Origin of the sequence: Streptomyces sp. 8K308 (genome assembly GCF_004348315.1) — a bacterium.
Classification (GTDB): domain Bacteria; phylum Actinomycetota; class Actinomycetes; order Streptomycetales; family Streptomycetaceae; genus Streptomyces.
The window spans coordinates 1-15,432 of sequence record NZ_SMKC01000157.1 but is presented as its reverse complement, the minus strand read 5'-3'; the positions used below and the strand labels follow the sequence as shown (position 1 = coordinate 15,432).

6 protein-coding genes and 1 pseudogene are annotated in these 15,432 nt (G+C 71.2%); all 7 read left to right on the top strand.

Annotated elements, in window-relative coordinates; genetic code table 11:
• Nucleotides 1–960 (top strand): annotated as a pseudogene (locus E1265_RS37165) (hypothetical protein); the annotation flags it as partial.
• A gap of 105 nt (nt 961–1,065) precedes the next feature.
• Nucleotides 1,066–1,467, top strand: a complete 402-nt coding sequence (locus tag E1265_RS20920; RefSeq protein ID WP_132932179.1) for a hypothetical protein — start codon at nt 1,066–1,068, stop codon at nt 1,465–1,467.
• A gap of 96 nt (nt 1,468–1,563) precedes the next feature.
• A complete protein-coding gene (locus E1265_RS20915) occupies nt 1,564–4,017 on the top strand; it encodes a hypothetical protein (protein WP_132932177.1) in 2,454 nt (817 codons plus the stop codon).
• 349 nt (nt 4,018–4,366) lie between these two features.
• Entirely contained in the window at nt 4,367–6,892 is a 2,526-nt protein-coding gene (locus E1265_RS20910) for a hypothetical protein (protein WP_165953821.1), read from the top strand.
• 385 nt (nt 6,893–7,277) lie between these two features.
• Nucleotides 7,278–9,695, top strand: coding sequence for a hypothetical protein (locus E1265_RS20905; RefSeq protein ID WP_132932173.1), 2,418 nt, complete (start codon nt 7,278–7,280; stop codon nt 9,693–9,695).
• 209 nt (nt 9,696–9,904) lie between these two features.
• Nucleotides 9,905–13,915 carry a type VII secretion protein EccCa gene (gene eccCa / locus E1265_RS20900; protein ID WP_243740984.1) on the top strand — a complete coding sequence of 1,337 codons (4,011 nt, stop codon included), beginning with the start codon at nt 9,905–9,907 and terminating at the stop codon, nt 13,913–13,915.
• On the top strand, nt 13,912–15,375 hold the full coding sequence (eccD, locus tag E1265_RS20895) for a type VII secretion integral membrane protein EccD (RefSeq protein WP_132932169.1): 1,464 nt from the start codon (nt 13,912–13,914) through the stop codon (nt 15,373–15,375). Before eccCa ends, eccD begins: the two co-directional genes overlap by 4 nt.
• Nucleotides 15,376–15,432: the final 57 nt, after the last annotated feature.

Genomic DNA, 15,432 nt, shown 5'->3' with positions numbered 1-15,432 from the left:
GCGGGGGTCGGCGGCGGGCCCGCTGGCGCGCAGCCCGACTACCAGGCGCCCAACGGCAGCGTCATCGGCTCGGGTGAGTACCCGGGCGCCCACGTGCAGGGGCCAGAACAGGGCGACTTCGCGGGCTGGGTGCAGAGCCCCAACACCGGGTTCCTCGTCGATCCGGCGACCGGCAGGGAGTTCGACCCCGCCGTCGGTCGGTGGATCGACCCGGTCACGGGTCAGCCGTTCGGTGACGTCACCGAGTACGCCACCCGGCTGTCCGGCATCGGCGCCGGTCCCGGCGCGGTCGCCACGACCGGCGGTCTGGCCGGTCTCGCCGCCGGCGGCGGGGCGGCGAGCCTCGCGGGCCTCTACGGCGGCATCATGCCGCCCAGCGTCGGCCACTCGGGCCCCGCCCGTGGGCAGATGGTGCAGCAGGCCACCCGCAACCTGGCGCGCCGTGCCCAGGTGGCCTCCCGCTTCGCCCTGCACGAGGCGGGGCAGGGCGGACGGCCCTTCGTTCCGCCGCCGGGCGCGGCGGCGGGTCGGGGCGGTGCCACGGGGCAGCGCGTCGGTGTCGGTGGTCGGGGTTCGGCCCAGCGGTCGGGGGTCGCGTTCCCGGCCGGTCAGCGCCCGACCGGTGCCGCCGCCGCTCGCGCACTCGCTCCGGGGCCGACCGCCGCGGCGGCCGGTGGTCGCGGGCAGCACGCCGCGCGGGGCAACGCCTCCAGGACGGGCTCGCGGGCCCGCGCCGTGGGGGAGCCGGCCGCCACCTGGCGGTCGGGGGCCAGGGACGCGTCCGCCAGGCACGGTCTTACCGGGCGTCCGGGGAGCACACCCCCTCCTTCCCCGGGAGCCAAGCGGTCGGACCGTGACTCGGAGGAGCGCGCCACGAGGGGTAAGCCCACGGATCTGACCGAGGATCCGGCGGTATGGGCGTCGAATCGGAATGCCAGTAACGGAGTGCTCGGAGCGTAGCCGCTCCGCCTGCTCAGGCAGCGGGCGGCCGCGGCCGGGCCGATCCGCGGTGCGGTGCCGTGTTCCTGCCGGACGCGGCACCGCACCGCACTTCGAAGAGACGCAATGGTCCACTACTGGGCCGGTGAACGGGAAGGGAAGAAACCAGTGTCCGGTGACGGCCTTTACTACATTCCGGACGGCTTCCGGGAATCCGCGCGAGGCAGCTTCGAAACCGCCGACCTGGCGGAGAGCACCCGGCGGTATCTGGATCGGGCGGTCCCCAATCCCAACAGCTACGCCGACGGCGGGCACTTCGCCGGCAAGGTGGACGCCACCCGTCTCGAGCAGATGGGGGGCGTCGCCCGGGCGGCGGAGGGCCGGGAGAACATGGCCGGTCGCGACCACGTGGTCGCCGACACCGGCGACGAGATGGAGATCGGGGCCGAAGCGGCCATCAACACCGCCGCCTCCTCGGTTGAGTCACGCAACTCCCCCATTTTCCGGGGTATTTCGGACGCCGTCTAGCGTTAACGCTTCATTGTCGGGTAAGAAGTTGTTCACCCACGAAAGCAAGTGAGTTCAAGGATGATCTCCCTCTGTAACTAGTCCAAGGAGCCTGCCGTGCCGAAGCTTGATTTCACGAGAGATGAAGTCGAAGGAAAGGCCGGCGGGAAGAAGCCGTGGACCAGGCAGAGGGAGTTCTCCGAGGAGATCGACCCGGAGGACATGGCCGACACGGCCGCGATCTACGCGCGTGCGGCCGGCGAGGCCGCCAACACCGGTGAACTGGCCGAGGAGGCCACCCGGTTGGGCGAGGACTCCGGCGGCCTCGACGGCGCGTCCCTGGTGGACGGCGAGGGGCGGATCGAGGAGACGGCCCGCGGCCTGCAGGGCAACGGCGCGGACATGGACGAGGTCGTCACCCGTCTCGTCCAGGCGATGAACCGGGCCATCGACGCCGAGTCCGACGTCCACGACGAGATCTACGCGCCCGCCGGCCTGGAGAAGAAGTACACCGACCACCTCCAGGACGCCGTCGACGAGTGGAACGGCTGGCAGGGCGCCCTGGAGGGCGCCGTCGCCGAGGCCAACAACAGCGGAGCCGTCTCCGGCACCGTCGCGGTCAGCGTCACCCACAACGGCAGAACCATCAACGCGGACCAGGCCCAGTCCGGCGGCGGCTACGTCTACTCGCTGCCCGACAGCCTCGCCGCCGAGATCCGCGAGAAGCACCTGGACCGGGCCGCCGACAGCGCCGAGAGCGCCTACGACGAGATCACCGACCACATCGACGCCTACCGGCAGCGGCTCATGGAGTACGGCACCGAGCTCCAGTCGCTCGGCTACGACCTCGCGGGCCCGCTCGGCCTGTGGACGACGGAGGGCCAGGCCGAGTACGCCGCCGAGAAGCTGGAGGAGGAGCTCGCCAAGGAGAACCCCGACCAGCGGCTGATCGCCATGTACACCCAGGGGCTCTCCGGTATCGTCGACGCCATCTACGGCGACTCCGCCAACCCGGGCGACCCGCTGCGCGACCTCACCGAGGAGGAGCGGGCCTACCTGGACACCTTCTTCTCAGGCGTGAACGCCGAGACGCTGGCCTCCCTCGGCACCAAGATCGAGGGCTGGGACGAGACCAAGCGGAACATCGCCAACGGCATCACCATGCTGGCCGACCCAGAGCTCGGCGGCTACGACCCGTCGACCGAGGACGGCCGCGCCGCCATGCCCGAGATCGTCCGCCGCTTCGTCTACGACTACGAGAACGGCCGGATGTGGCCGGGTGAGGCGTCGGGCACCACCGACGCGGACGGCTTCCGCGAGGAGCTCCAGCTCTTCAACGGCTTCGGCGACATCATGTCGCACGGCACCCTTGAGCCGGCCGAGGCATTCGCCGGGGACATGGCCAACGCGGCCCTCGACATCCAGGCCCGCGCCGGCGTGCAGCAGGGGCTCGGCATCTACGCCGACGAGCAGGTGCCCAACACCGGCAGCAGCGGGTTGCTGACCGCCGTCTCCCGCAACACCGAGGCGTCCGCCGGGCTCCTCAACGACGCCGACTTCCGCGACGAGTTCCTCGGCCAGTGGTGGCAGGACAGCACCGGCGCCGCCCGCCTGATCAGCGCCGGCACCTCCATCCCCGAGGGCATGGACCACAACGACCCGGAGGCCAGACAGTACGTCGAGGCCGCCTTCAACGTGCTCGCCGACGCTCCCGACAACGGCCGGTTCATCCTGGGCGAGGGCGGCCCGCAGGACGGCCCGATGGCCCTCGACCACGCCAACCTGCAGCGCGCCATCAGCGACACCTCGCTGGAGTACATGGACATGCTGTCCAAGGGCTCGGAGCGGACCGAGTTCAACGCCTCCACCGACGGGCGGGAGTTCACCGACGAGAACCTGCACGGCAGGGACTACCTGTACTCCTTCGAGCTCAACGGCGACGACCGAAGAGCCCTGTTCTCCCTGATGAACGCGAGCGACGAGCAGGTGCGGCAGGACTTCTTCGAGGGCGTCGGCGCCTGGCAGGAGGCCACCGCCTACAACGCCTTCCTGCGCGACGAGGCCGGCGGCCGTCCCGAGCAGTCCTCCACCTTCCAGGACATCGGCCGGGTGGCGGGCACCGTGCAGTACGTGCAGCGGGTGGAGACCTCGGACGACTCCTCCAAGCTGCAGTTCACCTCGTACGGCGCGATCTCCACCGCGGCCTCCCTCGCCAACACCCTGATCGACTTCGGCAAGGGCAACGCCATCACCTCGCTCGGCGCCTACGGCATCACTGAGGGGCTGCGCTACACGCTGCCCGACGGCGCGGCCGCCCACAAGCAGGCCCAGTGGGACGCGGTCAACTTCGGCGACAACACGGTGCGGGCCATCGTCGCCGACGCCGCCATCAGAGCCGACTACGAGGGCGCCGGTGACTACGAGCTGCCGGACGTCTCCTCGCCCAACGTCGACCACGACGACCTGCGTCGGGCCACGCTCGACGTCGAGGGCGCCTCCTACGACCAGTACCGCGACGCCCTGGTCGAGGGCTACGACGACGCCGTCTACAACGACGCCACCGCCAACTGACGCACCACCACACAGGAACTGAGAAGGGCACCACCTTGCCGGACCTCGACCTCACCAGAGCCCAGGTCGAGGCGAAGGCCGGCCGCCGACCCCGGACCAGGCAGTGCCAGTTCGCCGCAGAGATCCGGCCGGACGACATGGTCGACACCGGCGACGAGTTGGAGATCGGGGCCGAAGCGGCCAGCAACACCGCCGCTCCTCGGTCAGGTCACGCAACTCCCTTATTTGTCGGGGCGTTCGGGCGTCGTCTAGCGTGAATCGTTCATCATCAGGTAAGAAGTTGTTGATCAACCAGGTGAAGTGAGTTCAAGGATGATCTCTCTCTGTTTCTGAGCCCAAGGAGCCTGCCGTGCCGAAGCTTGATTTCACGCGAGAAGAAGTGGAAGAGAGGGCCGGCAAGAAGCCATGGACCAGGCAGCGGGAGTTCTCCGAGGAGATCAAGCCGGAGGACATGGCCGACACGGCCATGCTCTACGCGCTTGCGGCGGAGGAGGGCGCCACGGCCGGGGAGCTGGCCGAGCGGGCCACCGAGGTGGGGGCGGAGGCCGGCGAGCTGGACGGCGAGTCCCTGGTGAACTCGATGGATCGGATCTCACACACCCGCATCGATCTCCAGGACAACGGCGGGAACATGGAAACCGTGGTCCGGGCGCTCGTCAGGTCCATGAACCACGCGCTGGAGACCGAGGAGGACGTTTCCCAGTTGATCGTGGGCGACGGCGGTCTCGAGGAGGCGTACTCGCGGCACCTCGCGGCAGCCGTCAACGAGTGGAACGGCTGGCAGTCGGCTCTGGAAGTCGAGGTGAACGCCCTTCCAGGCCGCGAGATCGCCGACCAGCTGAGCATCGACCGCCCCATCATGCCGGTGACGATCAGGTACCGCGATCAGGCAAGGCAGATCTATCCGGCGAGCGTCTCGGCCCTTCAGTCCGTGTACGCCCTGCCCGAGTCGCTGGCCACCGAGATCCGGGAGAGACACCTGCAGAACGCCGCGGACAGTGCGGCGGACACCTACACGGACATCGAGGAGACGATCAAGGCGTACCGCAGGAAACTCGCGGAGTACGGGGCCGAGTTGCAGGGGCTGCGCGTCGATCTGTCGGGCGGCCCGCTGGGCCTGTGGACGACGGAGGAGATGGCGGAGTTCTCGGCCGCCAGGTTCCTGGAGGAACTTGGCGAGGACGAGCCCGACCCGCGCGTCCTCGCCATGTACAGCGCAGGTCTCGAGGGCATCACCGACGCGATCTACGGTGACGCCAGTAACCCCGGTGCGCCGGCGCGCGATCTGACCGAGGACGAACTCGCCTATTTGGAAACGTTCTTCGCGGGGATCGACGACCCCGAGGTGTTGGCCTCGCTGGGCAACAAGATCGAGGGCTGGGACGAGGCGAAGCGCAACATCGCCAACGGCATCGCCATGCTGGCCAACCCGGAGATCGGCGGTCACGACCCGGCCACCGAGGAGGGGCGTGCCGCCCTGCCCGAGACGGTCCGCCGTTTCGTCTACGAGTACCAGGAGCACGGCATGTTCCCGCCGGGTCCCGGGATGCAGACGGACGGACAGCGGTTCATCAGGGAGCTGGAGCTGTTCAACGGCTTCGGCGACATCATGTCGCAGGGGACGCTGCCGGCGGGCGACCAGCTGTCCAAGGACATGGCACGGGTGGCCGTGGACGTGCAGCAGCAGGCCACCGTGCAAGCGGGGATGAACATCCACTACACGGACTATGTGAAGGACACAGGCAGCAGCGCCCTGTTGACGGCCGCCTCCCGTAACACCGAGGCGTCAGCCGCACTGCTGACAGATGACGACTTCCGCCACGACTTCCTGCGGACCATCTGGCACGACAGCTACGGAGCGGGCGATCTGGTCCGCGCCGGCACCACGCTTCCGGAAGGCGTCGACATCAACGCCCCCGAAGCCCACCAGTACGTCGAGTCCGCGTACCACCTGCTGCGTGACGCCGGCGACTACGAGAAGCAGATCAGCGCGGCCGGCTACGACGAGTACGAGGCTCTGGCCTACAACAACGTCGCCCTCCAGCAGTCCATCGCCGACACCACGATGGCGTACATGGACTTCATCTCCCACGGAATCGGGAACACGACCGCGTTCTACGCCAGCAGCGATCCCGACGGGGACGATCCGTGGACCGTCCAGAATTTGCACGGCGAAGACTACCTCTACTCCTTCGAGCTGAACGGGATCGAGCGGGAAGAACTGTTCCGGCTGATGAACAGGAGCGACGAGGGCGTCCGGCAGTCCTTCTTCGCAGCGGTTGGCAACTGGCAGGAGGAGACCGCGTATCAGGCCTTCATGCGGGACAACGGCAATGGAGAGCACGATGAGGCGCCGACCTTCCGCGACATCGCCCGGATCGCCGGCACCGTGGAGCGGATTCAGACAGACGACGACGTGTCGGACTCCTCGAAACAGCAGTACACGGCCTACGGCGCCATCTCGCTGGGGGCTTCCGTCGCCAACACGCTCATAGACTTCGGGAAGGGCAACGCGCTGACCACGGGAGCCGCCTACGCGGCCACCGAAATGCTTCGCTACACCCTGCCCGATGGAAACGCGGCGGTGCAGCAGGCGCAATGGGACGCGGAGAACTTCGGAGATAAGCCGCTGAAGGAAAGGGTCGCCCAGGCGGCGATCAGGGCTGACTACGCGGGGGCCGGCGAGGACCGGGGCGAGATCCCGGAGAAGGGCGACCAGGATTTCACCCCGACCAACGTGTTCAACGCCGCCGACAGGATCGGCGCGAACCGCTACGCGCACTACCTGACCTCGATGCTGGACGGCTACAACGACGCCATCAAGAGGGATTCGTCCGGCTCTGGCGACGGCTGGTCACGCCCGATGCAGCAGTGACCACCCACTGACGGGGCGACGGCGGCGAAGACCAACGGAAGGTCCCGCGCGCGGCGCCGGGCGACCCCGGCCCCGAGTCCCCGCGGCAGAGAACGGCGGGACGGGGACCGGGGCCGTCAGTCGCGGGTCGGCGGCCGGAACCCGGACCGTACGGTGGACCTCGTGTCCTGTCCGCGGCACCGCGTGCCGCGGCCGCGCCAAGCCGTAGCTCGGCCCCCCTGGTCCAGCCCCGGAACGTCGCGGCCCACGACAGCGTGCCGGCGGGCCCACCGGACCACCGTTCACTGACGGTTCGACCTCGTGTAACGCGTCCGAAACGACCCAGCCCAGGTCTCCACCGACCTTGGTCACGACCGTGATCAAAGCGCAGTGGGGGACGACCGAAGTGCCTGACTTCAGCTTCACTCCGGACGAGGTCGAGGAGAAGGCGGGCAGGAAGCCCTGGACCAGGCAGCGGCAGTTCAGCGAGGAGATCAGGCCCGACGACATGGCCGAGACGGCGGCCGTATACGCGCACGCCGCCGGCGAGGCGTCGGACGCCGGTGACCTAGCCGCCCAGGCCACCCACGCCAGCATCTACGCGGGTGGCCTCGACGGTGACTCGCTCGTGGACGGCGAGGGCCGGATCGACGCCACCGCCAGGGGCCTCCAGGGCAACGGCCGGGACATCGACCAGGTCGTCGGCTACCTGGTGCGCGCCATGAACCGGGCCATCGAGGCCGACGAGGAGGTCTTCGGCCTCGTCCTCGGCGACGGCGGCCTCGACGTGGGCCGCACCCGGCACATCAGCTCCGCCATCAGCGAGTGGAACGGCTGGCAGGGCGCCCTGGAGGCCGCCGTCGCCGCCATGCCCGCGCCCCAACTCCTGGTCACCCGGCCCATCATGCCGCTCGACGTCAGCTACGGCGGCCGCACCCTCAGCCTCCAGCCGGGCGGCAGCATGGCCCAGCCCGTCTACAGCCTCCCCGGCTCGCTGGCCGACGACATCCGCGACAAGCACCTGGGCAACGCCGCCGAGGACGCCGTCTCCACCGACGGCGAGATCACCGACGCGATCGAGGTCTACCGCACCAAGCTCGCCGAGTTCGGCCAGGAACTCGGCGACCTCGGCTACGACCTCTCCGGCGGCCCCTTCGACCTCTTCACCACCGAGGAGATGGCCACCTTTGCCGGCCAGCGGCTCGCCGAGGAACTGGCCAAGGACAACCCCGACCCGGACGTGCTGCTCCGCTACACCGAGGGCCTGAACGGCATCGCGCTCGGCGTCTTCGCCGACCCCGACAAGCCGGGCGGCGAGGCCCTGTCCTTCCTCAACCCCCAGGAGCGCGCCTACCTGCTGGAGTTCTACGAGCAGTTGGACGCCGACCAGCTCGCCGCCCTCGGCGCCCTGCGCGACCCGGACGGCGACAACACCGCGCTGCGCCGCGTCGCCAACGGCATCAACCTGCTCACCGCGGCCGAACTCGGCGGCATCGACATCACCATCCCGGAGAACAAGGAGTTGATCCCGGACGGCATCCGGGAGTACGTCTACGACTTCCGGGAGGGCACCGGCCTCTACCCGATAGGCAACTCCGAGTACCTGCCGGCCCTGAGGCGCTTCAACGACTTCGGCGCCCTGCTGTCGACCGCCACCGTGCCGCCGGGCGACGTCTTCGCCAGGGACCTCGCGCAGACCGCCGTCGAGGTCCAGTTCCGCACCTACAACGAGCACCTGGGCACCGACAACACCTTCAGCCGGGACCTGCTGCACACCGCGTCCCTCAACACCGGCGCCTCCGCCGAGCTGTTGAACGACGACACCTTCCGCGACAACCTGCTCTCCCTGCACTGGGAGGACAGCTCGGGCGCCGGCGACCTGATCAGGGCCGGCACCACCATCCCGGACGGCGTCGACCACAACAGCGACGATGCCAGGGCCTACGTCGAGGCCGCCTACAACGTCCTCACCGACGCCCCCGCCCACCAGGACGCGGTGCTCGCCAACGGCGTGCCCGGCTACTTCCCCGCCGACCACGGCGCGCTGCAGAACGCCATCGGCGACACCGCCGTCCAGTACATGGACATGCTCTCCAAGCCGTCCAGGGAGAGCGGCTTCGACGCGCCCTCCGACCCGAACGACCCGGACGCCCGTACCGACCGCGACCTGTACGGCAACGACTACCGCTACTCGTTCCAGCTCTCCCGGGACGACCGGCAGGGTCTGTTCGACATGCTGCTCCAGGGCGAGAAGAGCGCCAGCCAGGAGTTCCTCGACGGCGTCACCACCTGGCAGGAGGTCACCGCCTACAACGCCTTCGCCCGGGACCCGGAGGTCCAGCACGACCAGGGCTCCGCGTTCGAGGGCATCGGGCGCATCGCGGGCACGGTCGAGAACGCCCAGAACACGGTCGCGTCGGTCGGCAACGAGAACCGGCAGCAGGCGTCCGCCGTCACCGCCATCGGCCAGGCCGGCGCCATCGTCCGCGACATGGTCGCCCCGCTGCCCGCCAAGGTGGCCATCAGGGCCGGCGCCTACGGGCTCGGCGAGATGTACCGGTACTCGGCACCGGACCCGGCCATCGCGGCGGAGAACGCCCACCTCGACTCTTTGCAGTACGGCGACTGGGTCAGCGAGACCGTCGTCGCCAGGGCCGCGATCGCCGCCGACTACAACGGACTCGGCGGCACCACGCTGCGCGACCCCGCCACCGACCCCGACGTCGACGAGTCCGACCTGCACCGGGAGGTCGCGGACGTCTCGGGTCGATACGACTGGTACGCGGACCAGTTGGACCAGGGGTACAAGGAGACCGTCGGCTGAGCGAGGCCGGTGCCGATCCGTACGGAACTGATACGTGCCTGGTACACGCCACCACTAGCCTTCGTGACGATCACGGATGCAATCTGAGCCGGGCACGTGACGGGCGATGGGGGGTCGTTCGACCGTCACCGTGCCCGTGCCCGGAACTCGCCTACGATGAGGCGGGTTCCCGGCGCCCACGATGACCGGCCCGAGAGGCAATGACGACCGTGACCAGCCCGACCACCGTGTTCCGACGACCGGCGCGCGCACCACAGCCCGCGGTGCCGGAGAACGAGCTGGTGCTCAAGGCCCCGCCGCAACTGCCCAAGCCCGAGGACAGCAACCTCTGGATGACCGCCCTGCCCGCGCTGAGCGGGCTCGGCTCCGTCCTCTACATGCTCACCATGGGCCGCGGCGCCATCGGCTACATCGTCGGCACCATGTTCCTGGTTTCCTGCCTGGCCATGGTCGTCGGCTCGGTGGTGCGTCAGCGCGGCACGGCCAAGAGCCAGGCGCGCAACGATCGGCACGAGTACCTGCGGTACCTGGAGCGCACCAGGACCGAGGTGCGCCGCACCGCGCAGGCCCAGCGCGAGGCCCTGGAGTGGAACGCGCCGCCGCCCGGCGCCCTGTGGTCGGTGGCCGGCAGCCGCCGGCTGTGGGAACGCCGCAGCGCCGACGGCGACTTCGGCGTGGTCCGGGTCGGCCGCGGCCCCCGCTACCTCGCCACCCCGCTGGTGCCCGGGGAGTCGGCCCCGGTCGAGGACCTCGACCCGCTGTCGGCCGTGGCGCTCAAGCGGTTCATCGAGGCCCACTCCGTCGTCCCCGATCTGCCCGTGCAGGTCGCGCTCCGCCGCTTCGCCGCCCTCTCCGTCACCAGCGCCGGCGACCGCGACGAGGCCCGCGCGCTGTTCCGGGCCGTGATCGCGCACGCCGTCACCTTCCACTCGCCGAAGGACGTGCGGGTGCTGCTGTGCGCGCCGGACATCGAGGGGCCCCGCTGGAACTGGCTCAAGTGGCTGCCGCACACCCACCACCCGGACGAGATAGACCACGTCGGCCCGGTGCGGATGATGCACCCGAGCCTCGCCGTGCTCGAGGACTGGCTGGGCGCCGAGCTCACCCGCCGCACCCGTTTCAACCGGGACGCCGAACCCGACCCCGACCTGCCGCACCTGCTGGTCGTCCTGGACGGCGGCCTGGTCACCGGCGGCGAGGCGCTGCTCGACCCCAACGGCATGCAGGGCGTCACCGTGCTCGACGTCGACGGCCGCGCCGCCGCCCTCACCGAGGCGCACGGCGTCCGGCTCGACATCACCGAAGGACGACTCGCCGTCCTCGCCGGCGAGATGCGCGACGAACTCGGCACCGCCGACGGGCTCTCCGAAGCCGAGGCCGACGCGCTGGCCCGCGAGCTCGCCAGGTTCCGCGCCGACGCCGCCCCCGCCGCGGGCGACAGCGAGGACCTGACCACCACGGTCAACACGCTGCCCAGCCTGCTGCACATAGCCGACCCGGGCCGGCTCGACCTCGACACCCTGTGGCGGCCCCGCCCGATGCGCGACCGGCTCCGCGCGCCCATCGGCGTCTCCGCCGACGGCGGCGTACTCGACCTCGACATCAAGGAGTCCGCGCAGAACGGCATGGGCCCGCACGGCCTGCTGGTCGGCGCGACCGGCTCCGGCAAGTCCGAGCTGCTGCGCACCCTGGTGCTCGGCATGGCCACCACCCACGCCTCCGACCAGCTCAACCTCGTGCTGGTCGACTTCAAGGGCGGCGCCACCTTCGCCGGCATGTCCGAACTGCCGCACGTAGCCGCCGTCATCACCAACCTGGAGGACGACCTCACGCTGGTCGACCGCATGCGGGAGGCGCTGTCCGGCGAGATGAACCGCCGCCAGGAGGTGCTGCGCGACGCCGGCAACCTCGTCTCCATCCGCGACTACGACCGCGCCAGGCAGCGCGGCGCCAACCTCGCGCCGCTGCCCAGCCTCTTCATCGTCGTCGACGAGTTCTCCGAACTCCTCACCCAGAAGCCTGACTTCGCGGACCTCTTCGTGCAGATCGGCCGCCTCGGCCGCTCGCTGGGACTGCACCTGCTGCTGGCCTCGCAGCGCCTCGACGAGGGCCGGCTGCGCGGCCTGGAGGCCCACCTCTCGTACCGCGTCGGCCTACGCACCTTCTCGGAGTCCGAGAGCCGCACCGCCATCGGCGTGCCCGACGCCAACCACCTGCCGAGCGCCCCGGGACACGGCTACCTCAGGACCGACACCGCCACCCTCAAGCGGTTCCGCGCCGCCTACGTCTCCGGTCCCTACCGCACCGGCGACGACACCGCGGGCGCCGCGCTCGGCGGCGGCATCAACGTCCGCCCCTTCCCCGCCGCCTACGTCCCCGTGCCGGCCGAGGAGCAGGCGCCCGAGCCGGAACCCCAGCCGCGCGCCGACGAGTTCGACGAGAGCGAGGACCTCGGTCCCACCGTGCTCGGCGTGATGGTGGAGCAGATGACCGGCCACGGGCCGCAGGCCCACCAGGTCTGGCTGCCGCCGCTCGACGAGCCCGAGCCCCTCGACCGGCTCCACGGCGACCTCGCCGTGCGCGACGGCCGAGGCTTCGGCAGCTCCCCGGCCAGGCCGCCGCTCACCGCCACCATCGGCGTCGTGGACCGCCCCTACCACCAGCGCCGCGACCCGTTCGAGCTCGACCTCACCGGCGCCGGCGGCCATGTCGCCATCGTCGGCGGCCCGCACAGCGGCAAGTCCACCGGCGTCCGCGCCCTCATCGCCTCGCTCGTGCTGCGCCACACGCCGGCGGAAGTGCAGTTCTACTGCCTGGACTTCAGCGGCACGCTGTTCCCGTTCGCCGGCCTGCCGCACGTCGGCGGCGTCGCCGGGCGGCTCGACTCCGAGGTCGTCAACCGCACGGTCGCCGAGGTGCTCGAACTGCTGGAGAGCCGCGAGACCCGGTTCCGCGAGTCCGGCATCGAGTCCATGGCCGCCTACCGCGCCGCCCGCGCCGAGGGCCGCGTCGAGGACCCCTTCGGCGACGTCTTCCTCGTCATCGACGGCTGGGCCGTACTGCGGCAGAGCTACCCCGAGCTCGAGGCCACCCTGATGGCCACCGCCGGCCGCATGCTCACCTACGGCATCCACCTGGTCAGCACCGGGAACCGCTGGCTGGACATGCGCATGGGCATGCGCGACATGATCGGCACCAAGATCGAGCTCAAGCTCGGCGACGCGCTCGACTCCGAGATGGACCGCAAGGCCCAGCGCACCATCCCCGCCGGCCGCCCGGGCCGCGGCATCACCACCGACTCGATGCACTTCCTGCTCGCCGTGCCCCGCGTCGACGGCGTCCACTCCGACACCGGGCTCTCCGACGGCGTGCAGGACCTGGTGCGCCGCGTCGCCGACGCCTGGCAGGGGCCCGTCGCCCCCCGGGTGCGGCTGCTGCCCGTCAGTTACCCGATCGCCGAACTGCCGCCGGCCGCCGCCGAGACGAGGGGCGTCACCGTCGCCATCGAGGGCAACCGCCTGGAGCCCGTCGTCTTCACCCCGGGCGAGGAGGCCGGCCTCATCGTCATCGGCGACACCGAGTCCGGCAAGACCTCGCTGCTGCGGGCCGTCGCCCGGCAGGTCGTCGCCAGCTACGCCCCTGAGCAGGCGCGGCTGATCATCCTTGACCACCGGATGACGATGCTCCGCGAGTTCGACGGCCCCCACCTGCTCGGCTACTCCACCACCCACGAACGGTCCATGGAGGTCGTCGGCGGCCTCGCCGAGGGCCTCAAGAAGCGGATCCCCGGCACTGACGTCACCCCCGAGCAACTCCGCGACCGCTCCTGGTGGACGGGCCCCGAGATCTATCTCCTCGTCGACGACTACGACCTGGTGTCCACCAGCCGCGGCAACCCCCTCAAGTCGCTCCTCGACTTCCTGCCGCACGCCAGGGGTATCGGCCTCCACCTCTACGTCACCCGGCAGGCGGGCGGCGCCTCGCGCGCCGTCGTCGACCCCGTCCTCAGCCGCCTCAAGGAACTCAACGTGCCGGGCGCGCTGCTGAGCATCCCCAAGGACGAGATGCCGATCTGGGGCTTCAAACCGGCCCAGCGCAAGAAGGGCCGCGCCCTGCTCACCCACCGCAGGCTGGGCAACGTGCCCGTCCAGCTCATCCGCGCCGAATCCCCCCACGCCACCCCGTCCGCCACCGACCAAGCCCCGAGGACCACCCCATGAGCGGCAGCCTCACCCAGCCGACGGCATCGGCCTCGGCATCGGCTCCGGCACCTGCCACGACGCCCCAGGCCACGGCCGGCGCCGCCGAGTTCGTGCGCATCGGCGTCGCCGGGCCCGCGAGCCGGGCCGACCTCGCGGTCCCGGCCGGCGTCCCACTGGCCCGCCTGATGCCCACCCTGCTGCGGCACGCCGGCGAGGACCCCACCCAGGACGGCGGCGTCCGGCACGGCGGCTGGGTGCTGCGCCGCGCCGACGGCACCCGGCTCGACCCGGCCGCCTCGCTCGCCGCGCAGGGCGTCCACGAGGGCGCCCTGCTCTTCGTCGGCCACGGCACCGACGACACCACCCCGCCGCTCTACGACGACGTCACCGAGGTCATCGGCGCCGCCGCGGGACCCGTCGGCTGGCCCGCCGCCGCCACCCGCAGGGCCGCCGGGACGCTCGCCGCCGTCGGCGTCCTCGCGGCCTGCGCGGCGCTCGCCGCCGCGCCCGACCGGCTGCCCGGCTGGCTCGGCCTGGCCACCGCCGCGCTCACCCTGCTGGTCGGCGTCCTGATGTCGCGCGCCTTCGGCGACCGGGAGGCCGGCACCTTCGCGGCCGTGCTCGCCGCCCCGCCCGCCATGCTGGGCGCCGTCCGGCTGCTCGGCACCGAGGAGGGCACGGTCGCCGGCTTCACCGCGGGACACCTGCTGCTCGCCTGCGCCGTGCTCGCCGTGATCGGAGCGCTCGGCCCGGTGCTCGTCGGCGGCGGCGACGGCACCTTCACGGCCCTCGTGGTGGCCGGGCCGCTGGCCGCCATCGGCGCGCTGATCTGCGCCGTCTGGGACGTCCACCCGGCCCGCGCCGCCGCCGTCGCGGCCCCGCTCGCGCTGGCCCTCACCACGCTGTGGCCCACGATCGCGCTGCGGGTCGCCCGCATCCCCGCCCCGCAGGTCGCCACCTCGGCCGAGGACCTGGAGGCGCTGCCAAGCCAGCTGGAACACGACCGGCTGCGGGAGCGCGTCGCCAGGGCCCGCCGGCTGCTGGTCGGCATGCTGGTCGGCAGCCACCTCGTCACGGCCGGCGGCACGCTGGTGCTGTTCGGCTCGGGCGAGCTGTGGCCCAGCGTGCTCGGCGGCGCGCTGCTGGCCCTGACCCTGCTGCGGGCCCGGCTGTTCCGGGAGACGGCGCAGGCCGCGATCCCCCTCGCCACCGGCCTGCTGACGGTGGCCGGCGCGGCCGCCTTCCTCCTGACCGACCGCGTCGGCGAGCGGCTGTCGCTGCTCGGCGTCGCGCTCCCGGTGGCCCTGCTCGTGGCGCTGATCGCCGGCGGCGTCGCGGTCTCCGCCGGCCGTCTCCGCCCCAACCCACGGCTCTCCCGCGGTCTCGACATGCTGGAGTCCACCGTGCTGCTGTCCATCGTCCCGCTGTCCCTGGCCGTGTGGGAGGTCTACAGCGCCCTCCTCAACCTGCGGGTGTGAGGGGGCACTGCGTGGACACCGCGTTGGCTGACAGGGCTTTGGGAGACCGTCCCACCC